This window comes from Intestinimonas massiliensis (ex Afouda et al. 2020) (genome assembly GCF_900626285.1).
Taxonomy (GTDB): domain Bacteria; phylum Bacillota; class Clostridia; order Oscillospirales; family Oscillospiraceae; genus Flavonifractor; species Flavonifractor massiliensis_A.
In genome coordinates, this window is the sequence record NZ_LR131147.1 from 1,988,717 (window position 1) to 2,014,723 (window position 26,007).

The window sequence follows — 26,007 nt, forward strand, 5'->3', positions numbered from 1 at the left end:
GAATTACGAGCATGAATAAAGGTGCGATACAAAGATTTGCAATCTGGGCGCGGAACGAGCTGATCGCTCAAGTGTCGCAGAGAGCTTATCAGTATGGAATCACGAAGGAAGGCTGCGGCGAGGCAAACGCCATGACGGTGGGCGGACGCGCATTGACCGGCGATGAGCAGAAACAGCGCAAGGAGCTTGTCGATCAGATCCGCTCAAAGGGCTACACACAGGTCATGGAAGAGGTTGCCTACACTTGGTTCAACCGCTTTATTGCCCTGCGCTTTATGGAGGTCAACAACTATCTGCCCTCCCATATTCGCGTGTTTTCGGACAGTACCGGCGCGTTCAAGCCGGAGATTTTGAGTGATGTTCTGCACCTTGACCTTCCGGGGCTGAACCGGGAGAAAGTTGCGGAGTATATCGAAAGCAACGACACCGAAGGTCTCTATCGCTATCTGCTTTTGACGCAGTGCAACGCCCTGAACGATCCTCTTCCCCGTATGTTTGAGAAAATGGGCGGCTATACCGAGCTTCTGCTGCCGAACAACATTCTGAAACAGGACAGCGTTCTCGGTCACATGGTCGCGGATATTCCCGAAGCGGACTGGACGGATCAGGTGCAGATCATCGGCTGGCTGTATCAGTATTACAACTCCGAACTCAAGGATGATACCTTTGCGCTGCTCAAGAAAAATGTGAAGATCACCAAGGAGCGCATTCCTTCTGCGACACAGCTCTTCACTCCGGACTGGATCGTCCGCTATATGGTTGAAAACAGCCTTGGCAGAATCTATGTAGACAAGCGCAAGAACGAGGGCATCTATGCGGATGGTCGCGGCGCAAATGAAATGACATGGGAAGAGTCTGAGGCTAAGAGAATTGCCAACGAAAAGTACATCGCAGAGCAGATGGGCTGGAAATATTACTTGCCGGAAGCTGAACAGACGGAAGAAGTCAGACAGCAACTTGATGAGATTCAGAGAGAGTATGCCAATCTGGATGTCAAAGACATCAAAGTCATTGACCCCTGCATGGGCAGCGGGCATATCCTTGTCTATGCCTTTGATGTGCTGATGCAGATTTATGAGGCAACCGGATATAGTCAGAGGGACGCGGCGCAGAGCATTCTTGAAAACAACCTCTACGGTCTCGATATTGATGACCGTGCGGCGCAGCTTGCCTATTTTGCGGTCATGATGAAGGCACGGCAGTATGACCGCCGCATCTTCTCCCGTGGTATTCAGCCTCATGTGTATGCGATTGTTGAGAGCAACGGACTGGATAGCAGCTCTGTTGAATACTTCACCAACAACGATCCAAAGCTCAAAAAGGACTTTGGAACGCTGATGGATGAGCTGCGGGATGCAAAGGAATATGGCTCTATCCTCAATATCTCTCAGGTGGACTTTGCTTCCCTCTATGCCAGAGTCGAGGAAGTGCAGGCTGACATCAGTATGTTCCGCGAGATCGTGCTGAACAGCATCCTGCCGTTGATTCAAGTAGCGGAGGTTATGGCGCAAAGGTATGATGTTGTAGTCACGAATCCGCCTTACATGGGAAGCAGTGGCATGGGAAATAAACTAAGCTCGTATGTAAAAAAGCATTTTCCAAATACCAAGTCAGACATGAGTACAGTCTTTATGGAGCAAGCGAACCGCTTGTCATGTGCTAACGGCTACACTGCGATGATTAACATTCCTGTATGGATGTTCCTAAGTTCCTACGCTAAGATGAGAGGTGCGCTTCTTCACAATAGTTCCATTAACACGATGCTTCACTTAGGAAGGGGCGTTTTTGGTGCTGACTTTGGTACAACAGCTTTTGTGATTCGTTCTTCTCCTTTAAGTGGATATAAAGCGGTGTACCGAAGATTGTTCGATAGCCCAAGTGCTGTTGATAATGAAACGGAAAAGCAACTACGATTCTTTTCGGCGGAGAATAGCTTTTGCATTTCACAAGACAACTTTTTGAAAGTCGAAGATTCCCCGATAGTGTACTGGTTGAGCGACAAGATGCTTTCATTACTTTCAAGCAAGGATGCAATCAGCCTACATCACGATGTCGGTAGCGGACTATCTACTGCTGACAATGAGAGGTTCTTGCGCTTTCATTGGGAGGTCGCAGCAAATAGAATTGGGGAATCAAAGGATTCTCCGCGAAAATGGTTCCATTTCCAAAAAGGCGGCGAATTTAGGCGTTGGTATGGGAACCTTGAATACGTCGTTAACTGGGAAAATGATGGCTCAGAAATTAAATACTGGGTAACACATAATCCGAAGGATCCGGGAACAACGAGTTGGTCAAGGCGTATATTCAATGTTCCTCTTTATTTTCAGCATGGAATAACTTGGGCAGTAATTGGGATAGGGAAGATTTCCTTTCGGGAGACAACCGCTAACTCAATGATCTCAAATGCTGCTGGCGGCATATTCTCTTTCGAGTGTGAAGATGACTTTCTCAATCTTCTAGGTGGACTAAATACAAAATTGTGGGGAAATATTTTTCAGGTTATCAGCCCAACTGTAAATTATAGTGCGGGCATTATCCAAAAAGCTCCTGTGCCAAAGGCAGATTGCGCCGGTATAGTGCGTGATTGTATCGCAATTTCGAGAAACGATTGGGACACCTTTGAAGTCTCGTGGGGTTTTAAGAGGAATCCTTTACTTATTGGAAATAGCCTTTTTGCTGCCTACACAGCATGGAAACAGGAATGCGAAGACCGCTTCCAGCAGCTCAAAAAGAACGAAGAAGAAATCAATCGCATTTTCATTGACATTTACGGCTTGCAAGATGAATTGACGCCGGACGTGGCGGACAGGGATGTGACCGTGCATCGGGTGTTCGATAGCAAGGACGAAGTGCCGGAGTCCATGAAGGGCAGCAATTACGTCCGCACCATGCGCGACGAGATCGTCTCCCTCATTTCCTATGCCGTGGGCTGTATGTTCGGACGGTATTCACTGGACAAGCCCGGTCTGGTTTTTGCCGGGTACAGCAAGATAGAGAAAACCACAAAGACGCTTGACGGCGATGATCCTGAGCTTGAGAAGTTCGCAAAGCAGAACGCGGATGGTTCTGTCTCCTATGGTTCCTATTATCACGAGGTCAATCAGGATAACTACAAGTCCTTCCCGATTGATACGGACAATATCATCCCCATCTGCGACGATGACTACTTCGACGATGACATCACCGGACGGTTTGTGAAGTGGGTCGAAATTGTCTACGGCAAGGAGACGCTGGAAGAAAACCTCAAGTTCATCGCTGACGCACTTGGCGGCAAGGGTATGCCCCGCGAAGTTATCCGCAGCTACTTCCTGAATGACTTCTATGCTGACCATCTGAAAACCTATCAGAAGCGTCCGATCTACTGGCTCTTCGACAGCGGAAAAAAGAACGGCTTCAAGGCGCTGATCTATATGCACCGCTATCAGAGCGACCTTCTTGCCCGGATGCGTACCGACTACGTTCATGAGCAGCAGGAGCGTTATCGCACCCAGCTTACCCACCTCACGGATGCCATTGAACACGCTGGGGCTGCGGAGCGCGTGAAGCTGACCAAGCAGCAGAAAAAGCTACAAGAACAGGCGCTTGAAATCCAGAAGTACGAAGAGAAAATCCATCATCTTGCCGATCAGAACATCCAGATCGACCTTGATGATGGCGTGAAGCACAACTACGAGCTGTTTGCCGATGTGCTGGCGAAGATAAAGTGACGAAAGACCTGCTAACAAAAGTCAAGTAAAACTTTCAAAGGAAACGAGCAAAGGAAAAGGGTGCACCAAATTAAACCGCTGTGCATTTCAAAAAATGGCGGTCAGCCAGACAGTATAGAGCTGGGAAATCAGCCATGCTCCAGAGAATCCAGGTAGGCTTTCACAGAAGCGTAGTAGATGCGCAGGAACTTGTTGGCGGAGGCCATCATGTAGACACGGTAGGGCTTACCTTCAGAGCGTTTCTTGTTCATGAACTGGTAGACCGGCTCATCCATTGGAGCGCATTGCAGGAGGACCCCCATCACCAGAAAGAGCGTCCTTCGCAGTGAGGCAGATCCTCTCTTGGAAATGTTACGGCTACGGACATCCACTTGTCCAGATTGGTAAGGTGGGGCGTCAATGCCTGCAAAGGCCACCAGCGCTTTCTTGGAATGAAAACGGCGTACATCGCCAATTTCAGCTATGAGTTGGGGGCCGAGGGTTGGGCCAACACCAAACATCTCCATCACCACAGGATACTCCGGTAGAGAAACGGCCAGGGACTGCATCTCCTGCTTGAGAGCAGCTAACGCGGCGGAAGTTGCCCGGAGTTGGGAAACAGCCTGTTCTACCAAAAGTTTTGCCGTATCCGTTTTCGGCATGACACCGAAGTGTCCACATGCAGAGGCGTATATGTCCAGTGCCTTATCCTCGCTAAAATTGTAGCCGTGCTTTCTGCACCACTTCTGGTATTGGTTGGTAAAGGCCTTTTTAGACAAACCACAGACACACTCACAATGCCAAAAAGCGGCTACAAAATCCACCCACTTCTCGCTGCCATCGGCGCGGGGTGGACTGGTAAACAGGCGGTTTGCATCAGGGAAAGCGGTGTCCAGCAGGGAGATTAGGTTGTTCTTCAGCATGGTCCGTACTTTGGAATACTGCTGGTACTGCCGGTAGCAGGTCTTCAGCATGAGCCGGGTGTCCTCCTCCGGGACATATTTCGGTAGTGTGAGCCAGTGGTCAAGGCCGTAGTTGGCCAGTTTCACGGCGTCCTTCTTGTCAGTCTTGCCTCGTCTTAAACTGTTGTTCCCATAGTCATGCACCAGCATTGCATTGACTACGGAGACATAAAGTCCCGCGTCGTGGAGCAGCCAGGCCACCGGCGCGTGGTAATTACCCGTGGATTCCATCACCACACGGGTCTCACCGTCCAAACTTTTGAGCAGCCCTGCCAGTTCGTTCAGTTCATTGGCGGTGTGTCGCACTTCAAAGGGTGAAACCACCACCTCACCGAAGGGGCGCATGACGGCGATCATGCTTTTCCCTTTGGAAACATCGATGCCAACGCTGTTCATCCACATTCCTCCAATACTAAAGAATCTGCAACCGGAATCCATCTTTTCTCGTTGCCGATTCAATCTATTGGGTGACGCGAACTCCCCGGCATCCGGTGGCTCAACCTGCTGAAATCGAACGCTACAACAAGAGGATGGCTGACAGTCTTTCGTACGGACTTACAAGCCCAAGGAGTGAGTGGTCAGCCAGTTGCTCCTCTTATTGTAGCTTAGGCACGAGATGGAGGGAAAGCCGGACTGGCTGCCCGGCTTTCCTGTCCAAATTTATTGTAATAGAATGGCTGACAGTCTTTCGTACGGACTTACAAGCCCAAGGAGTGAGTGGTCAGCCAGTTGCTCCTCTTATTGTAGCTTAGGCACGAGATGGAGGGAAAGCCGGACTGGCTGCCCGGCTTTCCTGTCCAAATTTATTGTAATAGGAGTGTAACTGTGGGAACAACAAAAAAGCAGCATTATGTGCCTCGTGTATACCTCAAAGCGTGGGAAACATCAGTCACAACAGATCAAGAACCAAACAAGCAGATACAAGGCGTTTACAGACTTGACCACGATGAGAAACGTGGACATGGAACGCCAATAACTGCTGTACTTTGGGAATCCAGACTATATACTGTTGACTTTGCCCACAGCTACATCACACAATCTTGCCCAAAGATACTGGCTGATTTTGTTGAGCAGATATATGAGATCCTGCGAATAAAGCGCACACCGCCTGTTTATGGAAAACTTGGTTATAGTGTAATTAAAACAAAATCAAGCATTCGCAAGCATATCCAAGAGATTGACCAGTGGGATTTCTTCTATGACACAGGAGATCGCGCCCGAAAGAACGCCATCCTGAATGATATTCATGCCATCAACTCTTATTTGATTGAAGATGGTCTGGATTCGCATTTTGAAACGCATTGGCAATCTCTATTGGAGCAGTTCATCACTGAAATGAACTCAGATGAATCGGGAATTGATGGGAAAAGCGAGAGGCACATTTCTATGGAAACAGCAAAGGATATGCTTGCGTTTTTCTTTATGATGCTTTGTCGAAATCCCCGGTTTGATGGGACAGGTATATATAGCTGGATTCGAGACGATATACTCTTACCAGCTTTTCGTGGTGAATCTAATACACAGTCTGGCGAGAGCAACGGGAACGAAATTGAAGGATGGGCTGATGACTTTATAGATGGCTTATGGTATGCAGAACTATACCGAATGCTATATAAAAACAAAGGCGGTCATTTCCATACATTCTTGGATATTGGAAGTCAGCGGCTCCAAATGATTCTATTTGAGGCTTACAGCGATGCCGGAGACTTTATCACTTCGGATAATCCAGCGTTTCAATATCATAGCGTTCCAGAATCGAAGAACATGAACGGCTATATCTTCCCGTTGTCTCCCAAGTATCTGTTGTTCATAGGCTCTGGCAATCTTCCGATCAATATTGTCGATATGCGATATGCTGATCGTAACACAGTTGCCTATTTCAACCAAGCCATCAGCCGAAACAAAGTTCAAACGGTCATTTCGCGTTACAGGGACTTATCGTAATGGCTGTCATTCGCAATTAAGGAGAAAGAAAAATGTCCGAAGAACGCATACAATTTGATCTAATAGAACGTTTTGCCGCCCCTCTGCCTGAGTTCTATCAAAGACGGATCATCTTCTGGCAGGACGAGGACCGGGAGTTCGAGTCTATGCTTGATGAGCTTTCCATCCCTGATGTAACAATCATCAAGCTCACCGGGACGAACAACTTTGCCGTGAAAAAACTGCTCCTGCACGATGACCTCTCAGGGAACTACCTGATTTATAATCCCTTCTCTTATGCTGATCCAAAGGATAATTGGCTGCTGGATATTGAGAAGTTCAGTGAAGAATATCGCTCCGACCTTATCTCTACGCGCATGAATGAGCTGAATATCGAGGCAAGTCCGGCGATGCGCAAGACGGTAAAAATGTACGCAAAATTCTTTGACAGCAAAGAGCGGATTGAAAGGCTGAAAAGAATTGGGCGAGAATACCATACACCGTTGCAGCTTCATATTGACATTATGGCTGTGCTGGCAGGACTAAACGGCGGCTCTGCGCAGGATGTATTTATTGCTGTCCTTTCTGCAGGACAGGATGAGGAAAACAACGCCGTTCTCAGCAATATCAAGAAGTTCGGTAACATTGACGCCTTCTGGCAGCTTGTCCGCAAGTACACGGGCTATATCCATGAGGACGGAAATACGCTTGACCTGTTCGCCGCCCATGTGCTGCTGACAGCCCTTGCGCAGACGATGAATCCCAGCGTTCTCAAGGGCTTGGAACGCTTCATCTCTGATTCCAATAAGGCGTATTGCTACAGTATCGTCCATGAATGGCGCAACCGCGAGGACAACGATGCGCTCTGGGAACTGTGCCGCAGTGTGGAGCAGGAGTTGCATCTTGCATCTCGATTTGATAAGCAGGATATTGAAACGCTGCTGACAGCAGACATTTTCCCGTCCATTCACGAGGTCATTCTGAGCCGTTTCTTCTCTGAAATCGCAGATCATGTGGTAAAGACCGAGCTGATGCTGAAAACGGCTGAAAACCGCCGTACCTCCGGATGGATTGAGCGGTTCGAGAACTATTATGACTGCCTCTACTATGTTGCAAAGATGCAGAATTTTTATCAGGAGAATGCAGCAGGCTTCCATATCGTAGAACCGAAAGCAATCTGGAAGCTCTATGCAGAAAAGGCGTATGAGATGGATAGCTTCTATCGGCACTTCCACTATGCCTTCGGCTGCACTCTCAAGAACAGCAATGTGCTTCTGGAAGATAAGCTGAAACACGCGGCAGATTACGTTGAGGGGCTGTATCAGAACTGGTTCCTCAAGGAACTGACCGGCTGCTGGACAAAAGCAATTTCTGACAACCTTGCCGCATTGGGTTATGTGTCCGAGATCGGCAAGCAAAGAGACTTCTACTCTCACTATGTTAAGCCGCTTGCGGGGAAAAACTCCCGCGCCTTCGTGATCATATCCGACGCTCTGAGATATGAAGTTGCTGCGGAGCTATGCGATACCATCACCCGGACAACCAAGGGAACAGCGAAGCTCGATGCTGTTCAAGCAGTTTTTCCCTCAATCACAAAGTTCGGTATGGCGGCTCTCCTTCCGGGGCGAAAGTTGTCTGTCAATGACAGCATGGATGTTCTCGTGGACGAAATGCCCACCCGCTCTACTGATGAGCGTGGCAAGATTCTCTGTGCTGCTAACATGAACAGCGTGGCAGTTCAATACACAGATGTTTTGAACATGAAACGCGCCGAGCGACGTGAGCTTGTGAGCGGCAAAGAAGTCGTGTATATCTACCACAACACGATTGATGCCATTGGCGACAAAGCTCCAACTGAGAAAAAGGTGTTTGAGGCTTGCGAAGACGCTATGCAGGAGCTTTCCAACATTCTTCGTATTGTCATCAACGATATGCAGGGTACAGACATTTTCATCACCGCAGATCACGGTTTCCTCTACACATACAGTCCTTTGACCGAAGGCGATAAACTGGGCAAGGATGCAATCAGCGGCAAGGTCTATGAAAGTGGACGGCGGTATGTGCTGGCAGAACCCTCCGCAGCAGCAGAGTACCTTGTGCCGGTTCAGCTTGACGGTGAGATCGTCGGTACTCCGGTCAAGGGCTACACGCCTTTTGATTCCACACGCATACGGATTTCTGGTGGCGGTGAGAATTATGTTCACGGCGGTATCAGTTTGCAGGAGCTTGTTGTGCCTGTTATCAGCTTCAAGAATCTGCGCTCCACGAGCAAGAAGTATGTGGAGGTTTCCAACGCAGAATTGAAGCTGTTGAGCGAAAGCCGCAAGGTGTCCAACCTGCTATTCTCTCTGGATTTCTACCAGCGTCAGCCGGTCGGAGAAAAGATTCAGCCCTGCACCTACTACATCTATATGACGGATGATGAGGGCGTGGTCATCAGTGACCGTCAGACTGTCATTGCAGACCGCACAAGCACAAATGCTTCCGAGCGCGTCTTCCGTGTGCGCCTCAATTTGAAAGCCGGTGCCTATGACAAAAACAAGATTTACCGCCTTGTTATCGCCAATGATACAGATGTCCCGGAAGAGGCTGAGTTCCATATTGACATTGCCTTTGCGGATGACTTCGGATTTGACCTGTGGGGGAGAAACAGAAAATGAGCGAGTATATTGAAACGGTATCAACAGAGGATGCAAACGCTGTAATCGACAGCAAACTGCGCAAGGTATTCGACGGCAGGATTGTCCGCAAAGACCTTACAAAGAAAATCAAGGAAGGGGCAAATGTCCCCGTTTATGTCCTTGAGTTTCTTCTTGGACAGTATTGCAGTTCCGATGACGAGGATGTCATTGAAACCGGCGTTGCAAACGTCAAGCGGATTCTGGCTGAAAACTACGTCCGCCCCGACGAGGCGCAGAAGATCCTTTCTGTCCTCCGTCAGCGAGGCAGCTATACCGTGATTGACAAGATCACGGTTAATCTCAACATTAAGACGGACAGCTATGAGGCGGAGTTTTCCAATCTCGGAATCAAAGCAATTCCTATCTCTGAGGATTACCCGACTAAATACGATCGGCTTCTCTGCGGCGGTATCTGGTGCATTGTCCAGCTTGAATATGAATATGTGGAAGAGGATAAGCGCAGATCCCCAATACTCATTCATAAGCTCACGCCTATTCAGATGCCTCATGTGGACATTGAGGAATTGAAGCAGGGGCGAAAAGCGTTTACGCAAGAAGAGTGGATCAAGATTCTCCTTCGCTCCATCGGTATGGAACCGGACAAGTTAAACGACCGCGAACGCTGGCTTCTGCTTGCCCGTATGCTGCCGCTTGTCGAGAACAACTTCAACCTCTGTGAGTTAGGTCCGCGAAGCACCGGCAAATCCCATATCTACAAAGAAATCTCCCCGAACAGCATCCTTGTTTCCGGCGGTCAGACTACCGTTGCCAATTTGTTTTACAACATGGGCAGAAAAACGGTCGGCTTGGTCGGCTTGTGGGACTGCGTGGCGTTTGACGAGGTTGCCGGTATCAATTTCAAGGACAAAGACGGCATCCAGATCATGAAGGACTATATGGCATCCGGCTCCTTTGCCCGTGGAAAGGAAGAAAAAGCCGCGACCGCTTCTATGGTCTTCGTCGGCAACATCAATCAGAGCGTGGATGTGCTGCTGAAAACGTCCAGCCTCTTTGACCCATTCCCTCCCGAAATGGGAACGGACACAGCATTCCTTGACCGTATGCACTGTTATATTCCCGGTTGGGAGATACCGAAGTTCCGCCCGGAGCATTTCACCAACGACTATGGCTTCATCACCGACTATCTGGCAGAGTTTATCCGGGAGCTTCGCAAGGAGCAGTACGGCGATGCGCTGGACAAGTATTTCCGCCTCGGCAAAAACCTTAATCAGCGCGATACCATTGCCGTCCGCAAGATGGTCGGCGGAATGATCAAGTTGCTCTATCCGGACGGGGAGTTCACGAAAGAACAGCTTGAAGAAATCCTCAAGTTTGCGCTCGAAATGCGCCGCCGCGTCAAGGAGCAGCTCAAAAAGCTGGGCGGTATGGAGTTCTATGACGTCAATTTTTCGTACATTGACAACGATACCTTTGAGGAACATTTCGTCTCTGTCCCGGAACAGGGCGGCGGAAAACTCATCCCCGAAGGAATGTGCAATCCCGGTCAGGTCTATACGGTTTCTCAGGGAAAGAGCGGCATGATCGGCGTCTTCCGTCTGGAATCGCAGATGCTTCCCGGCAACGGCAAGTTTGAGCGGACGGGACTGAACTCTGACGGAAAGTGCAAGGAAGCGGCAAATACCGCATTCAACTATCTGAAAGCAAACGGCAACCGCATCAGCGGCGCGATTAGCACAACAACAAAGGACTATATCATCAACTATCAGGATTTGCAGGGCATCGGCATGACCGAGAAACTTGCGCTTCCCACGCTGATTGCACTCTGCTCGATTGCGCTTGGGAAACCGACCCTCAGCAGTCTGGCGGTGCTGGGCGAGATCAGCATTGCCGGAACGATGCTCAAGGTGGACGAGCTTGCAAATGCCCTTCAGGTCTGCCTCGATAGCGGTGCAAAGAAGGTGCTTCTTCCCATTACCTCTGCGGCTGACCTCGGAACAGCTCCCGCCGATCTAATCGGCTGCTTCAACCTGATTTTCTATCAGAGTGCGGAAGACGCTGTTTATAAAGCATTAGGCGTTGAGTGACATCCGCTGATTGGAAGGAGGCGTACCCATGTCCAAGAAAAAACGGTCAAAAAAACGTGAGCGCATTCCTGTAATAGATACCTTGATTGATCTTGCCGGAGCAATGACCTTAGATTATCTTGCAGCAAAACGTAGGCAGAAAAATGGGACAAAACGTAGCAAGAAAATTGATCCATACGCTGCAACCGGTGCTGCAATGGGCATGGGGCTAATTAAGGACACCGATGACATCATCAAGTTTGGCGGTGTCCTTGGCGCAATGGGAGCTTTTGATTCTGATGATGATTTACCAATTAGCACAGCCGCATACATGGCTCCCCGTGATAATCGCTATGCTTGGCGTTTGAATTGTGAAGATGGCAGCGCATACGGTATTGATCCAAACGATTATGAGACAAGAGACGAATATAATGAGGCTCTAAGCAGGGAAAAACACGGATGGCGTGATTACTGTGAAGATGGCTCAGACTACGGGATTTCACCAGAAGACTATGAGACTGAGGAAGAATATAATGCAGCAATAGATACAGTGGAGTCCAATAGCTTTAATGAAAACGAGGATGATGAAAAGATCATCCCAGATGATTCCTCAGAGAATGTTGGGGGTGAGACATCTCCCGAATGCACGCCAAAAAGTGGTAGTGACCCGATTGGAAAACATGATCCGTATGCAGCAGATGATTTCCATGTATATGTTTACTGCCTTGTAAAGCTGGATGAAACAAACACGAAAAAGTTCTACCGAACGGAGGATCGCACCTTGAAACGAGGTGAGGCGGTTTTCGTTCCAGACGAAAGCTCAGGCAGCAAATTGAGAGGAACAATATGTTCTATTGAGCATCACATGAGTTTTTCTGTTCCAAAGCCCGTGGAGGAAACTCCTGAAATTATTGGAAGGGCGTGATTGATGAATGGATTGGGACTCCTATTATGAGAAATTCTACGACTGGGCAACCAGCACGCAGATTAAAAAGATGTCCTCATTGACCTCGTTTGGTGCATCCGCCGAAGTCTCCGAGGTCGCGCAGGAGTATATGGATGAGAAGGCAGCATCACGGCTTATAAAAAAAGCGGTTGCCTATGGTGTCCAGTTCACGCCAGATGAAATCTATGACCTTTCCGGCTGCTGCGATATATCAGCCATGAATGAACTACTGAAATCTGCAAAATGCACCTTTACGCAGGAGCAGTTGGAAGACCTTTGGGGTTCCGCAGACGATGAAGTTCTTGAGCTTGTAGCAAGGCGCAATCATGTGACTGTGTTTGCAGATGACGAGAACGAAGCCCCTTCCGTAGAAGATGAGATCGATTTTGACGAACCGAAGCAAAAGGAGCCAAAGCTCGGATTCTTCTCAAAGCTCGGGTTGGCATTTGCGGTTGGAAGTCTTTTGGATAAGAAAAGCCAGTCTCACCACGGACATTGTACCGGTGACTGCGCAAATTGCCCTCCGCATTATGGGTATCGCTATGGAAGGTGGTATTATGGGCATGATCATACACACGGCTGTGAGTTTGGCGGAAATAAAGGCGGAGGCGGACTGTAAAGCACAGGATGAAAACAAACACACTGCTTTTCGACTGAACGTGATAGGAGGCGCACATGGATAACCCTTCTTTCAATCAGAATGGTATCGAATACAACGGAGAACAGATTGCCTACAAAGACAGCACCTATGAACTTGTATCGAAGGTTGCCTACCTGATCGGCGTCCCGCTCCGCATTTTTCAAAATGAACACGAGCCGCCGAAGATAGAGATATACAACCGGCTTGAGCAGGATAAAAATGCCCGCATCATTCGTAATCTATGTATCATCCGCACCGCCATTGAACGCAATTACCGGAAGATAAATGACATCATGCGAATGGAGTATCGAGGGCTCCTTTCAATGCCAGAGACCATCCCGGCTTCCAGTATGCAGCAGCTTTCAAATGACGGAATCAACTTTATCAAAAAGTCGAGTACAAAGCTCTGCCACCACATTATCGAGATCAACCGGCTGATTTCAGACCGCATTAACAACTGCAAAAGCCTCTTTCCAATCTGGATTAACTGGGCGTACATAAAAGAGCTGTTCATCATGCCAAACGGTTTGACAGAGGACGGAACGAAAGATGCTGCGGACATCTATTACGCAAGTCTCTCCTACTACCCCTATCAAATGTATATCAACTGGGTACCGATGGACGAGGGTAATGTCCTCTATAATGATAAGAAGTTTGCTACCCTGCTTTATCAATGGCATTGCGACGCCTTCACGGAATACAGTAAAGTCTCCGATGCAGGGGCTTTTGTAAAAAACAATATCTACGACTTCATAGATGACAGCGAGAAAACCGTATTGGTAGTGGACTGCGAAAACTCTGACCCGTACAAGCTGTGCGCCACGCTCAAAAACCTTGATTATGAAGTCATGCAGAAAATTACGGCGATCATTCTCTTTGATGACGTACATACTGCTACGGCATGGCGCATTCTCGAAAACTACACCCGCATCCCCGTTGAACATATCATGATTGAGCGGATCAAGCAGAACAAATCACTGGTAGACATCAAGCTCACCGCAAGAGCCTGTCAGGAACACTACCAGAAGCAAGTGGATTCCTTCGTCATCGTCTCAAGCGATTCCGACTACTGGGGGCTTATCTCTTCCTTGCCGGACGCCAGATTCCTTGTCATGATAGAGCGGGAAAAATGCGGACCGGATATGAAAGCGGCACTTGCAGAATCCGGGATATTCTACTGCTATCTGGATGACTTCTACTCCGGCAACAGCGAGGACATCAAGAAAAACGCACTATTCAAGGAGATGTACCGCTGGATTGACAACTCCGTTCACCTGAATGTCAACGATATGTTTGATGCAGCTCTGCGAAACACGAGGATCGAAATGTCGCCCGCAGAGCGGCGGCAGTTCTATGAGAAGCACATCAGGCACATGACGCTGACCATCGACGAGAACGGAAACGTCAGCATTGAACTGAAACGTGGATAGCCTTGGTTTCTATTCCGGGAGGAATGTGGATGGACAACAGATTCTATTTTGGATTCAATACATCGGAGGAACGGAAAAAGCGCAGAAAGGCAGAGCTGTACTCCATGAGTGAGCAAGTCAGCACCTTCTTTTGGGATGAAGCCCCGCAGCATGGATTGGAAATGCGTGAGGGGCAGCAGGATATGTCTTTTGAGATTGTGGACGCCCTCATAAACGATCAGCATTTTGCGATTGAAGCTGGCGTGGGCATTGGAAAGTCCTTTGGCTATCTTGTGCCGGTGCTGCTGTACAGCAAACGCATGAACAAGCCGGTTATCATCGCAACCTCGACCATTGCGCTTCAAGAGCAGCTCTGGCGCGATGTCCACGCGGTAATGCCCCTTCTTGGGCTGAACAGAGATGTCATCCTCGCAAAAGGACAGACCCATTATCTCTGCAACAAACGCGCAGATGAATATATGTGTGACCCGAAGGCTGACCCACCGGACGCGCTCAAAGAAGGAATCCAGCAGGGGTATGAGGAACGCAAGGATTTCCCGGAGGTTTTGCCGCAGGGCGTCTGGGACAAGGTAAATGTGCAGCGGTTCAGCATGAAGAATTGCGGCTCCTGTGAAAAGAAGTGCAAGTATTACAAAGTCCGCGCAGCATTAAAGTTTACGGATGGAGTGGTACTGTGCAATCAGGATTTTCTAACCCAGCATCTCATGAAACTCCGGCGCGGTCAGGAAGGGCTGATTAACGCCGCCGCTGATCTGCTTGTCGTGGATGAAGCACACAACTTGGATGATAAGGTGCGAAGTGCCACAACGGAGCGTTTCGGGCAAGGTATGCTCTTTGGAATGATTAAGAGCGCATTCTATGAGCTGCGATCCTTTGACCAGAGCAGTGTGTCAGGTGAAAAGCGAGAGGCAGAGAGCGCAATCATCGCCTTCTATAACTGCCTGAAAGCACAAGTCCAAAAGCAGATCAACGAGGCAGAGCAGAATATGCGCTACGCTGACCGCTTTTTCTTCGACAACAATGGCAGTGCGATTGAACTGCTTACCGAGATGAACGCCGCCATACACAACCTTTCGTCCAGCATTCAGATTTATTCCAGCATGGATTTCAGAAACAACCGTTCCTTTGCTGCCTCTGATGATTTGGATGCCGTCAGCGAGTCCCTTTCAGAGTTTCTTGACCGGATAGATGATATGTTGATCTGGATTGAGCAGCACGGCAGCAACACGGAACTCGTCTATTGCCCTAAAAACACAAAAGAAATTGTGAGCCGCCTATACTTCAATGGTGATGAAAGAACCATCTTGACCTCTGCCACGCTGACGAACGCCACGAGCGGGTCTCTGGAAGAACAGTATTCTTACTTTATCAGCAATACCGGCTTTCCCGCTGGTGATCGCGGCTGCTTATCCGAGCCAAAGCCTTCCCCATATCCATACGATGAACACGCCATGATCTACTATTGCGACGATCTCCCGCACCCGACCAGAGAACATGAAGCCTTCATTGAAAAGGGCGTGGAGCGGCTGCTTGAGATCCTGAACATTTCCAATGGAAAGGCACTCGTGCTGTTTACGGCAAAGACCGACATGGAAGAGGTCTACTCCATTCTCAGTAAGAAAAATCTTCCGTACAAAATCCTGATGCAGCAGCCGGGATCGTCGCAGGACAAGGTGCTGCTTGAGTTTAAGGAAGATACGAACTCCGTGCTTCTGGGGACGGGTGCATATTGGGAAGGTATCAGCATTGAAGGAAAAAGCCTTTCCAATGTCATCATTTTCCGGCTTCCGTTCCCTGTCCCCGATCCAATTATCGAGTATAAGTGTTCCGTCGCAAAGGACGCTCTGATGGATGTCCGCGTTCCCGAAATGATTATCAAGCTCAAGCAAGGTATCGGGCGATTGATCCGCAATTTCACAGACACCGGCATTGTCTGCATTATCGACCGAAGACTGCGGGACGAGCCGCCGGAACGCTATCATGACATTACATGGGACTCCCTGCCTATCAAAAATCGGACAAGCAGTTTGGACGAACTGAGGAAGTTTTACGAAGGTCTGCCCTCAGCCAAGGAATGATGATAGAAACGGCGTTCTCTTCGGAAGCATAGAACAGCCCCCCAAAAACGACAATCAGAAAACGGAGGTGTATCATGTTGTACAATGAAAATCTGCACGAAGAAGAACGACATCTGATCCAGCAGATTGCCGAGCAAACAGAGAGAGGAAAAATCGACTGGGAACTGACAGAGTATAATCCGCTGTCATTTCTGAATGAGGACAAGATAGACAAAAACCCAGCAGTAATCTGTCAGTCTTTCTCCTTTGAGGCGATCATCGGCGGCTCCCGTTTCGAGCTTGATGTCATGGAGAATATTGATGTGCCGTCCGGTATGGGAGACTACACCATAACCCTGACGCGGGATGAAACCGAAAATTATCTTAAAATTGAGGATGCGCTTTCCTTTGAGTGTGACCGCTATGAATGCACACCGAAGGAAGTGGCAGAGCGATTTGCGGACAGCCCCATTGTCCGTCTCTGCAACGCCATCATTCCTGCCACGCTTGGGCAGGAGGATTTAGAAGAGGTCTTCACATGGGCAAGGTTTTTCAACGAGACTGGCATTTCTGCAAAGCTGATGAATCATCCGCTGACCAAGCTCTGTGAAAAGCTGTTCGACGAACACCGTTTGATGGACTTCCATCGCTGCGTCTTGGATGTGGACTATCGAAAGCTGCTCCTAAATGAACTGGCTCATAACTAAGACACGAAAAAACGCCCCCGACACTGTGCCAGACGCACAGTGCCGGGGGCGTTTCCGTTTCCAGCGATTTATTTTTCTCTCGGCAAGGGACTGTTCATAAGGTGACACTTTCCGTTTTGCGAAGCCGTGAAAAATTGATGTGTTCCGTGGAGATGTTCACTGGGCAGCATACGCCGTACACGTTTCCGATAATCACTGAGTAGAATTGATTTGTGTTTAGGAGGACAAAGCGGCAGATATAATGTTAAAAGTAGTTGCGTGCGCACGCATATTGATGTATAATACGTTCTGATTGGAGGTATATATCTATGCAACTATTAAAATGGCTTTCCGTAACAGACCGATTTTACAAAATCTATTTGGACAAGCAACTTGCCCCCTATGGAATCAACAACAGTCAATATATGTTCTTAATCAAAATCTGTCGTTCGCCTGGCATTTTACAGGATTCTTTAATGGATATGTTCTATGTTCATCCAAGCAATATTGTACGGACGGTTGCGACATTGGAAAAGCAGGGAATGATTACACGTTCTCCCAATGATAAGGATAAGCGGACATGTAAATTGTATCCTACAGAAAGAGCATTGTCTATTATTGACGAGATACAGATGATATGCGAAAAGACAGAAGCTCTTTTATTGCAGGGTATGAGCGAATCCGAGCAGAACCTTTTTATGGATTTCTTAATACAGGCGGGCAGAAATATCACATCGGAACTCCATATAGAGAAAAAGGGGGAGGAGTTCAATGACTGAAAATCCTCTGGGCTATGAAAAAATTTCAAAGCTGTTGAAAAATTTTGCTGTTCCCAGTATTGTGGCGTCTCTTGTCGGCTCAATCTACAATATTGTGGATCAGATTTTTATTGGTCAAGGGGTCGGTTATTTGGGAAATGCAGCAACCAATGTTGCCTACCCGTTTTCTACCATCTGCCTTGCCATTGCACTACTGGTCGGAATTGGCAGTGCTTCCCGTGTTTCCCTCTGTCTTGGACGCAAAGAGCCGAAAGCTGCCGCCAAAGCAGCGGGAAATGGTATTGTTCTGATGGGAATTTTCGGAATTATTTATTTACTGGTTGGAGAAACTTTTCTGTCTTTGCTCCTAAAGGCATTTGGGGCAACGACAGATGTATTTCCATATGCAAAGCAGTATGCCCGCATAACATTGATTGGAATGCCGTTTCTCATTGTAACGAATGGTATGAGCAATTTGATTCGAGCAGATGGAAAACCAAAGTATTCAATGGTCTGCATGGTTGTGGGAGCTATTATCAATACCATTCTTGACCCCATTTTTATTTTTGTTTGCGATTGGGGAATTGCCGGCGGAGCTTGGGCAACGGTTATTGGGCAAATTTTTTCTTTCATACTCGCACTCCGTTATCTATGGCGTTTCCAAACAATCCATTTTGAAAAAGAGTCGTTTTTATTGGACATTAAAGAAAGCCTGAAAATTTGCAACATGGGGATAAGCAGCAGCTCAAACCAGATTGCAGTTACCGTGATTCAAATCATTCAGTACAATTCGTTGACTTATTACGGCGCATTAACAAAATATGGAACGGATATTCCCTTGGCAGCTTGCGGAATTGTTATGAAAACAAATGCCATAATCCTTGCGATTGTTGTAGGAATCTCGCAAGGGACACAGCCGATTATCGGTTTCAACTATGGAGCAAGGCAATATCATCGGGTACGGGAGGCTTACATGCTTGCAATAAAGTGGAATCTTGTTGTTTCCACTATTGCTTTTATCGCATTTCAATTTTTCCCGCAATCTATCATTTCACTATTCGGAGACGGGGACGAGCTGTATTTTGAATTTGCTGTTTTGTTCATGCGTACCTATCTTTTCATGGTGTTGGTAAATGGTGTGCAGTTGCTTTCTTCCAGTTTTTTTACCGCAATAGGAAAATCGTTAAGAGGTGCTCTGTTGGCATTAACAAGGCAGACCTTTTTCTTGATTCCGCTTACCCTGCTGCTCCCGCTTCGTTTCGGAATTATGGGAGTATTGCTAGCGGGGCCTGTTGCTGATTTTTCAGCGTTTGTGCTATCTGTTGTACTGGTGGGTATAGAATTAAAAAAGCAAAAAAAACTCGCTTATAATTTAAGCCATAGCATATAGCTATTATCCACAGCTACTGAGCAAGTGTTATCAATACCGATAACAAAATGATAACATTAGCTTATATAGGCAGGATAATATGGATATATCAAATAATCAAAGGATTTACATACTCGGCAGGGAATAATTTCTAAACAAAATTAGTTAGGAAAAGTTGAGTAGTGCAATGTGTATTCGTTATCGGGAAATACTTTACGGTTTTCACAATGCTTGATTCAAAAGGGATTTTTTTGCCTTATTCCCGCGTGACATCAAGGGAATCCGGATTGATGACGATGATGGACTTGCCCTTTTTGTGAGCATATCTCACGGTGTTCCCGGTACCGCTGGGGCATCCATTCCATACTGCGAGAATATAATCGGCGTGATCTACCATATACCGATTTCTCTTGTCCATGCAATCAGGCGAATAGTGGCATTGGAGCATGGTTTCCTTATCGCACTGCGCAGCAATGTCATAATAGCGTTCTCGCTGTGCCATCGACCACTTAACCGCCTGAGTTTCGCAGGGAATAGCACTCTCAAGTGTAATGCTGGGATAACGAGCCTTCAAATCAAGCACGATCTCAGCCGCGTAAAGATCAACACCGAGAGCCATGCCGGTTATAAAGTGCGTGACATTTTCTGCCTCGATAAGATTGATAATTTGTTCTTTCAGTTCCTCCTTGAGCTTGACACAGCGTTCGTCATTCTCGTTCATTCCGAACGGGAGGTGCTGCGGGCGATGTCCGGTAAAGGCGCAAGTTTTCATGGTTGTTCTCCATCTCCTTCTATGTATTAAAGGTTGTCTCTATGTCTTTAATACATAGTATAGCATGGAGATATGCAGAAATCGGTCGAAAAATGGCAAAAAAATAAGACTGCGTGAAAAAACACGCAGTCCTTGACGAACTTAGCCATTACCCGAGGTCTCCTGCTGAATCATCAGCTCAACCATCTGCAAGATACGTTTCTGTGCTTGTGGAGGCAACGAGTCAAGTTTCTCGGAAAGTTCAGACGCCTTGTAGCTCGTCGAGTGATCCAGAACGTCACAAAAGATCGCGTCAGCCGAAACCTCAAGTCCGTTGAGAAGGATAATCAACTTCTCGCAGCGAGGGAATGACATACCGCGTTCAACCGTGGAAATATAATTTGCTGTCAGCCCTGTCTTTTCCGCAAACTCTTCCTGCGAAAGACCGAGCCGTTCTCTGCATTGCTTTACTCTTTTTCCTATTCGCTTGTCAATCATAGCGCGTACCTACACCTTTTCTATAACGCTTATAATAATTATATGGGTTAGAGGCATAGTTATACAGAAACGCTAATAGCGGCACTATGGATTAACGTGTGATTTTCGACGATATTTACAGAAAAGATACAAAAAAGAGCCTCTGCCGATACCCAAAACGGGCATCGACAGAGGCTCTTCGTTCGTTTTATGGGAATTAGAATAAGTGCCAGAATCGACACTTATTCTTGCTCTATTGATGGAACTGCGCAGGGAATACAATCACTTAAGCTGGTCAATTTGCGCCGCTCTGAGGCTTGCAATCACAGGCTTTTTCGACCCCTAACTGTCTACACCTCGATGCCTTGCGGGAGAAGTGCGGACAGGCAATGAGATCCGCACGGAAGCTCTGCTTGCAGCTATGGACGCAGCGGACGCAGAAGCGGTTATACTTCCGGCGACCGCTGTCCCCGATGAAGAACGACCACTCCTGCCGCCATTTCTGACTTCTGCTCACAGCTCAATCTCTCCTTTGTGCTTTTTGGGAGGGCAGCATTCCTTCTGCTTTTCAGCCTTTGCAGACTTGAGCCTGTCCATGATGGAGGACTTCTCGCCCCTTTCGGGGGCTTTGACCTCTGCGGTCTTGTCTTCCTTCGGACCGTTGTTGATGATCCCGTCAATCATGCCGTAGTCATCCTCCATCGACATCTCCGCTGCCTTGAGGTAGTTTTCCTTCTCAAGTGCCGCCATCCAGCTTTCCTTGCTGATACCGAGCATTCCGCCCTTTGCCGCATGATCGGCAATCTCCTTGGCATCTACGCACAAGCCCTCGGTGTTATCGGAATAGAGACGGTAAACCTCGCAGCCCTTCTCCAAAGCCTTCTCAGCCGCCTCCTGACCGGCGGGAAGAACGCCAGCCCATGCGTAGCCGTAGTCCTTCATATCCTGAACGGAGAGCGCGGGATCGGGCATTTCCGGCACTTCCTTGACTTCAAGGTCAAGAAGGCGGAGTGTGTCATCGTCAAAGCCGTTGTAGACATCATCAAGGACGAGTTTGCCGCGCTCATCGACAATGACACAGGCAGCTTCATCGCCGTAGGTGTCATGCTCCATCAGATAAAAGCTGTGACCGCCGACTTCGTGCTGGTCAATGGTGTGCCACGTCCCGATGTGTCCGGCAACCGTCAGACCGGAGGTGTCGGCATTCATCTCAAAGTCCTTCTGCTCGGTAGCTTCCTGCTTCTGCTGCTCCTTCGAGATCATGGGGATCGCAACAATCTTATCGCCCAGCTTTACAAACTGCTCCGGCACTTTGAAGTGGTCAGAGAACTTCTGCATCTGCTCTACGGTCAGAGAACCGAAGCTGTCATCCGTCAAGCCGACTACCATGAATGTTCCGGCAACAACGTCGTAGATGTCACCTTCCTCATCACGCAGAGCGCGGTTCAGGGGCAGACCTTCCAGCTTGCCTTCCTCGTTGCAGACTAAGGCAATCGGGTCTTCGTAGGGATAAATCGCCTCGATGTAGCCGCCGACCTCATGCTGCAAGGACTCCAGACCGGAGTCAATCTCCTTCACATAAGGCTCCTTTCCCGGCTCGACGATGAGAACTGCGATAGTGCTGTCACGCTCGGCGGTTTCCCCTGAGCCGGTGATCCGGTATTCGTCGGGAATATCATCAAGCTCACCGTCAAACTGCCTGTCCCACCTCTCGCTTGCGACACGGACATATCCCTCATCGGTGAAGCGTCCCTGCTCATCCATCGCAATGTCACGCCCATAGCGCTCATAGTCGATGTAGTTTGCCAGAGGACCGAGATCCTTTTCGGAGTAGATACCGGCTTCGTGGGCGTAATAATAGCCAAGGTCGGATTCGTCGTTGATACCGGGCATGATGTCGTAGCAGTCCAGATTGAACGTCAGGTTGATGAGATCGTCGATGTCGCTGACCTCATCGCACCCGGCTTCCATAATGGCAACGAGCTTTTCCTGATCGCTCAGGGAAAGCTCGTCAATCAAAGCGGCAAGGTAGTTGAGCTTATCAAGGCTCTCGTACTCGCCAAGCATCTTCTGAACGCCATAGATCGGGCATTCGTAGTCGGTGATAAACCACTCTTCGTAGGGCTGACCGAACTCATCCTGCTTGCCGATCCCGATGCGCTCAAAGACCTTCTGCATCTCCTCTTCGGTGGTGGGCAGCTTCACCCACTCACCGACCAGCATACCCTCGTTGTACTTGCCAAGGTTCGTGACGAAGGCTTCAAAATCACCGTCTAATACGGGCATAGGCATCCTCCTTTCAGTCATCCACCATGCCGTCCGGCATGATATACAGTTCCTCAAACTCCGCGTCGGTCATGGCGTCGAGCTTCCAGATGGTCTTATACATCAGCTCTGCGATCTCTCCGTCCATGTCGTTCAGGGTGACGCTCTTCATATCGTCGATCAGCCGCTTCCGGCTGGACGTATTGAAGCAGCACATGAGGTTGAGTTCTTCTACGGTAAAGTTTTTCATATCAGAGTACCATATCCTTTCCTTTGTTTTTCTGCGGCTTCGGTGTGTGGGACGGCTGGGCTTTCTGCGCGGATTTCAGCTTGTCACGGATGGATTCACGGGCAGCGGGTTTCTTGGGGATGGTGTCGTAGATAGCAGTTCCGGCATCCTCCACATAGGAGCGGATATATTCGATGCTCTCAGAAAAGCGGATGGGGCGGTTTTTGTCCTCGATGTTGGTCAGTCGGACTTCATCGGCAGCAAAATCAACCGCGTCAATTCTGCACTTGATTCCGTCCACATTCAGCGTCGCGCCAACAGGAATGTAATCTGCGGCTTTGAGTTCCTTGAAGGTCTCGCCGTCCTTGCTGAGAAAGACATCTGCGCCGGACTTCCAGAGCTTATGAGAACCGGCTACCCATGCGGTTTCACGGAAGCCAGTAACCGGCATGGAAGGCTTGCCGCGCACCTTCTTCTCAAGGAGTTTTGTTCCGAGAAGCGGCGCGGCTTTTTTTGCATCCTTGCCGTACAGCTCAAAATAGCCGTTCTGGGCAAAGCAGACCAGCGCGTCAGGGTGAGCCTTTTTGATTGCCTCATATTTGCGGAGTTCAGCAACGGGCAGAGGCGCAAGCGCCTCCGTTCTCTCTGCCTCCGGAAGTCTGTCACGGCGGCTTTTCTGCTTAGACAGCACTTCCACCAGAGCATCCGCGTCCTTCGGGAGCGTCTGGTGGGTCTTGACGCCGCCATGCTCACCGATCAGAGCCATTGCTGCATCGAAGCTGCTGCGGCAGGGGGCTTCCAGCACAAAGCCATCCGCAAAGGTCAGCCGGTCATGATCCGGCGCAACCGAGTTCTGCGCCACATTTGCCGCCTGTTCCCGGTAGTTGATCTCAAAGACATCCCCGAACACCTTGCCGCGCTTGACGGCTTTCGGGATGATGACGCGGGCAATGCACTCGTCGTAGGTCTGTTCCGCATAGAAACGGAAGGTGTTGTGATCCCGCGTCCCTTGAATAAAGACCTGATTTTCATTGAGGCAGTGCGTTCCATGCGGACGGCAGAACCACATCAGCGGCTTGTCTTCGGGGTTCTGGCTTTCGGCAGCGCGGCGGATGATGCGCTTGTCGATGTCGAAGTCTTCCTTGTAGCTGTCTACATGACTGTCCACGAGCTTCTGAAGCTCCGCAACGATGTCAACGTCTGTGTATTTCTTCATACGTCTCCTTTCTCACAACTCCATGTCGTGTGTTTTGGATTTGACTGGGGATTTCTTCTCCGGCTGTGTTTTTGCGGCAGCTTTGAGCTGATCACGGATGGAGGGCTTTTCCTGCTTCTGCTCCTGCTTGACGTATTCCAGCGTCGGCATCAGCTCACGATAGCAGCCCTGCGTTTTCCGCGTCGCATGACGGCGATGGATTTTGAACAGCGGCTCACCGTTCTGCGTGACCGTGTTGCCCTCAATTTTGACGCCGCTTCGTGCCAGCAGATTGAAGGAGTGGTTAGAGGCGCGATAGGACGCCCGCATACCGTCGTTGTTATAGGCGATCTGTCCCTTGAGCGTGTCCATGATGGCGGCTTTGATCTCCTTCTCTTCGGCAGTCAGGCGGTGTGCCTTGGGCGCTTTCTCTGCTTCCTCCGGCAAGGGCGCAAAGGGAGACTTGACCTCCACGGTTTTTACCTCAATAGAGGTAATCTCATCATTCTCCCATGCAACGACCTCCGGGTCTCTTTCCTCTGTTTTCTCAGAAGTGACTTCCTTCTTAGGTTCAGTCTGCTGACGGAACGCATCGACGAAAAGGGCGGTCAGTCCGGGATTGGGTTTATCCACAAGGAAGCGAGAGGCATCCTCAGGGCAGACTTCAACGCTCTTTGCCCACTCCTTGAGAGACTGCGGAATGCGCCCGTCGAAGTCTTTCTGCTGAATGGTGTTTGCGAGGACGTACCGGACGCGCTCCGGAGAGAACTGCTCAAGGACGCTCTTCACGGCAGCATCCGCATCCAGCCGGTTATCTCCGTAGTTGGAGATGATCGCCGCTTCAATCGCTTTGCGGCATTCCACGTTTGCGGCGAGAGAAGCACGATATGACTCCAGCTCATCGGCTTCATAGGCGTAATTCGCCGTCTCGCGGTAAATGGGGACTTCCGGCTTTTCCTCCGGAACAGCTTCCTTTACGGGAGCTTCGACTTCCATCTCTGCGGACTGTGCTTTCTCTGCCAGCAGCACCTTGAGCTTGGCGTCAATGCCCTCGATCATCTCAGCCGCCGTCTTGCGGATGGTGTCCAGAGAGCTTTTCAGTTCCTTGGTTTCCTTGCCGGATGACCAACCGGCGATGTAACCGAAGGAGTAGTCCGAGGTTTCAATGCCGTACCGTTGGCAGACGGTGTAGGCAACGCTTTCCGCTTCAACCTCCTTGGTGTGCCGATCCTTCTTATCTTCTGGCGCGGCTTTCTCATCCGGCTTGACGGCGTGGAGCTTTGCGTGGGCGATCTCGTGAATGGCGGTCTTGACCGTCTGAATTTCACTCATGCCCTCCTGAATGGCGATGCGGCTTTCAACCGGAGAGAAGAATCCCTTTGCGCCGCCCGGAATGTCCTCGAAGGAAATAGGGACGGGAGATTCCTGCTTGAGCGCATCGAAGAACGCCTCGTAGTTTTCGACGGTGCCTTTCAGCTCATCGACGATAATGTCCGGAAGCTCCTTGCCGTCCGTCTGGGAAACATCAAAGACACTTACCACCTTGAAGGCAGGACGCAGGACCTCAACCGTTTCCGTGACAGCCTTCCCATCTGCGCCGATCACCGGCTTCTGCGTCAAAGGATCAATCTTCTCACGCTCTTCCTGCGCCTTGTACGGCGCGGGTGCGAGAATCTTGATGCCCTTTTCGCCCTTCATGACCTGACGGTCAAAGTTGCGCTGCCACGAGGTATAACCGGCAACATAGGTTGCCTCCGGCTTCTGCATCGCAATGAGCAGCGTGTTGTTGAAGGAATAGTTGTAGAACTTGGACATCGTGCGGAGATATTCTTTGAACCGCTCGGATTCAAAAAGCTCCTTGATGCCCTGTTCCAGCTTGTCCGTGATTTCGCGGACTTGCTGTGCATTTTTGTTTTCAGCCATCTCAA

Annotated in this window: 18 protein-coding genes; 11 read left to right on the top strand and 7 right to left on the bottom strand. The window is 49.1% G+C overall.

What is annotated here, in order from left to right; genetic code table 11:
• Nucleotides 1-11: 11 nt before the first annotated feature.
• Nucleotides 12-3,707 (top strand): BREX-1 system adenine-specific DNA-methyltransferase PglX, encoded by a 3,696-nt coding sequence (gene pglX, locus E0E41_RS10005; RefSeq protein ID WP_130869776.1) that lies wholly within the window; start codon nt 12-14, stop codon nt 3,705-3,707.
• A 128-nt stretch (nt 3,708-3,835) separates the two neighbouring features.
• Here pglX and E0E41_RS10010 read toward each other — a convergent pair whose 3' ends face one another.
• Entirely contained in the window at nt 3,836-5,044 is a 1,209-nt protein-coding gene (locus tag E0E41_RS10010; protein ID WP_130870825.1) for an IS110 family transposase, read from the bottom strand.
• Nucleotides 5,045-5,473: 429 nt separating this feature from the next.
• Between E0E41_RS10010 and E0E41_RS10015 the strand changes: the two genes are divergently transcribed.
• The 10 genes from E0E41_RS10015 (at nt 5,474) to E0E41_RS10060 (ending at nt 19,183) form a co-directional block, all read left to right on the top strand.
• Nucleotides 5,474-6,592, top strand: a complete 1,119-nt coding sequence (locus E0E41_RS10015) for a DUF4238 domain-containing protein (RefSeq protein WP_165450536.1) — start codon at nt 5,474-5,476, stop codon at nt 6,590-6,592.
• A gap of 32 nt (nt 6,593-6,624) precedes the next feature.
• Nucleotides 6,625-9,231, top strand: a complete 2,607-nt coding sequence (gene pglZ, locus E0E41_RS10020) for a BREX-1 system phosphatase PglZ type A (protein ID WP_130869778.1) — start codon at nt 6,625-6,627, stop codon at nt 9,229-9,231.
• The gene (gene brxL / locus E0E41_RS10025) at nt 9,228-11,297 is read left to right on the top strand and encodes a protease Lon-related BREX system protein BrxL (protein WP_130869779.1); all 2,070 of its coding nucleotides are present in this window, start codon (nt 9,228-9,230) and stop codon (nt 11,295-11,297) included. The genes pglZ and brxL overlap by 4 nt, the downstream gene beginning before the upstream one ends.
• Before the next feature lie 28 nt (nt 11,298-11,325).
• The gene (locus tag E0E41_RS10030) at nt 11,326-12,201 is read left to right on the top strand and encodes a hypothetical protein (RefSeq protein WP_130869780.1); all 876 of its coding nucleotides are present in this window, start codon (nt 11,326-11,328) and stop codon (nt 12,199-12,201) included.
• Nucleotides 12,202-12,208: 7 nt separating this feature from the next.
• Nucleotides 12,209-12,841: a hypothetical protein gene (locus E0E41_RS10035; protein WP_130869781.1), complete on the top strand. Its 633-nt coding sequence runs from the start codon at nt 12,209-12,211 to the stop codon at nt 12,839-12,841.
• Nucleotides 12,842-12,897: 56 nt separating this feature from the next.
• Nucleotides 12,898-14,292 carry an NYN domain-containing protein gene (locus tag E0E41_RS10040; protein WP_130869782.1) on the top strand — a complete coding sequence of 465 codons (1,395 nt, stop codon included), beginning with the start codon at nt 12,898-12,900 and terminating at the stop codon, nt 14,290-14,292.
• Between the two features lie 29 nt (nt 14,293-14,321).
• The gene (locus E0E41_RS10045; protein WP_130869783.1) at nt 14,322-16,370 is read left to right on the top strand and encodes an ATP-dependent DNA helicase; all 2,049 of its coding nucleotides are present in this window, start codon (nt 14,322-14,324) and stop codon (nt 16,368-16,370) included.
• Nucleotides 16,371-16,444: 74 nt separating this feature from the next.
• Complete coding sequence (locus tag E0E41_RS10050; protein WP_130869784.1) at nt 16,445-17,056, top strand: hypothetical protein; 612 nt, start codon at nt 16,445-16,447, stop codon at nt 17,054-17,056.
• Nucleotides 17,057-17,364: 308 nt separating this feature from the next.
• A complete protein-coding gene (locus E0E41_RS10055; RefSeq protein WP_130869785.1) occupies nt 17,365-17,814 on the top strand; it encodes a MarR family winged helix-turn-helix transcriptional regulator in 450 nt (149 codons plus the stop codon).
• A complete protein-coding gene (locus tag E0E41_RS10060; RefSeq protein ID WP_130869786.1) occupies nt 17,807-19,183 on the top strand; it encodes an MATE family efflux transporter in 1,377 nt (458 codons plus the stop codon). The genes E0E41_RS10055 and E0E41_RS10060 overlap by 8 nt, the downstream gene beginning before the upstream one ends.
• Nucleotides 19,184-19,418: 235 nt before the next feature.
• Here the strand turns inward: E0E41_RS10060 and E0E41_RS10065 are convergent, their stop codons facing one another.
• The 6 genes from E0E41_RS10065 to E0E41_RS10095 all read right to left on the bottom strand — a co-directional run bounded on the left by E0E41_RS10065 (nt 19,419) and on the right by E0E41_RS10095 (nt 26,002).
• Nucleotides 19,419-19,934, bottom strand: a complete 516-nt coding sequence (locus tag E0E41_RS10065) for an SLOG family protein (RefSeq protein WP_130869787.1) — start codon at nt 19,932-19,934, stop codon at nt 19,419-19,421.
• 141 nt (nt 19,935-20,075) lie between these two features.
• Nucleotides 20,076-20,411 carry a helix-turn-helix domain-containing protein gene (locus E0E41_RS10070; protein WP_130869788.1) on the bottom strand — a complete coding sequence of 112 codons (336 nt, stop codon included), beginning with the start codon at nt 20,409-20,411 and terminating at the stop codon, nt 20,076-20,078.
• Nucleotides 20,412-20,903: 492 nt separating this feature from the next.
• Nucleotides 20,904-22,676, bottom strand: coding sequence for an antirestriction protein ArdA (locus E0E41_RS10080; RefSeq protein WP_242623752.1), 1,773 nt, complete (start codon nt 22,674-22,676; stop codon nt 20,904-20,906).
• 13 nt (nt 22,677-22,689) lie between these two features.
• Nucleotides 22,690-22,905 (bottom strand): transposon-transfer assisting family protein, encoded by a 216-nt coding sequence (locus E0E41_RS10085; protein ID WP_130869790.1) that lies wholly within the window; start codon nt 22,903-22,905, stop codon nt 22,690-22,692.
• Between the two features lies 1 nt (nt 22,906).
• Entirely contained in the window at nt 22,907-24,100 is a 1,194-nt protein-coding gene (locus E0E41_RS10090) for a DNA mismatch repair protein MutS (protein ID WP_130869791.1), read from the bottom strand.
• Between the two features lie 12 nt (nt 24,101-24,112).
• Nucleotides 24,113-26,002, bottom strand: coding sequence for a DUF3849 domain-containing protein (locus tag E0E41_RS10095; RefSeq protein WP_130869792.1), 1,890 nt, complete (start codon nt 26,000-26,002; stop codon nt 24,113-24,115).
• Between the last annotated feature and the right edge of the window lie 5 nt (nt 26,003-26,007).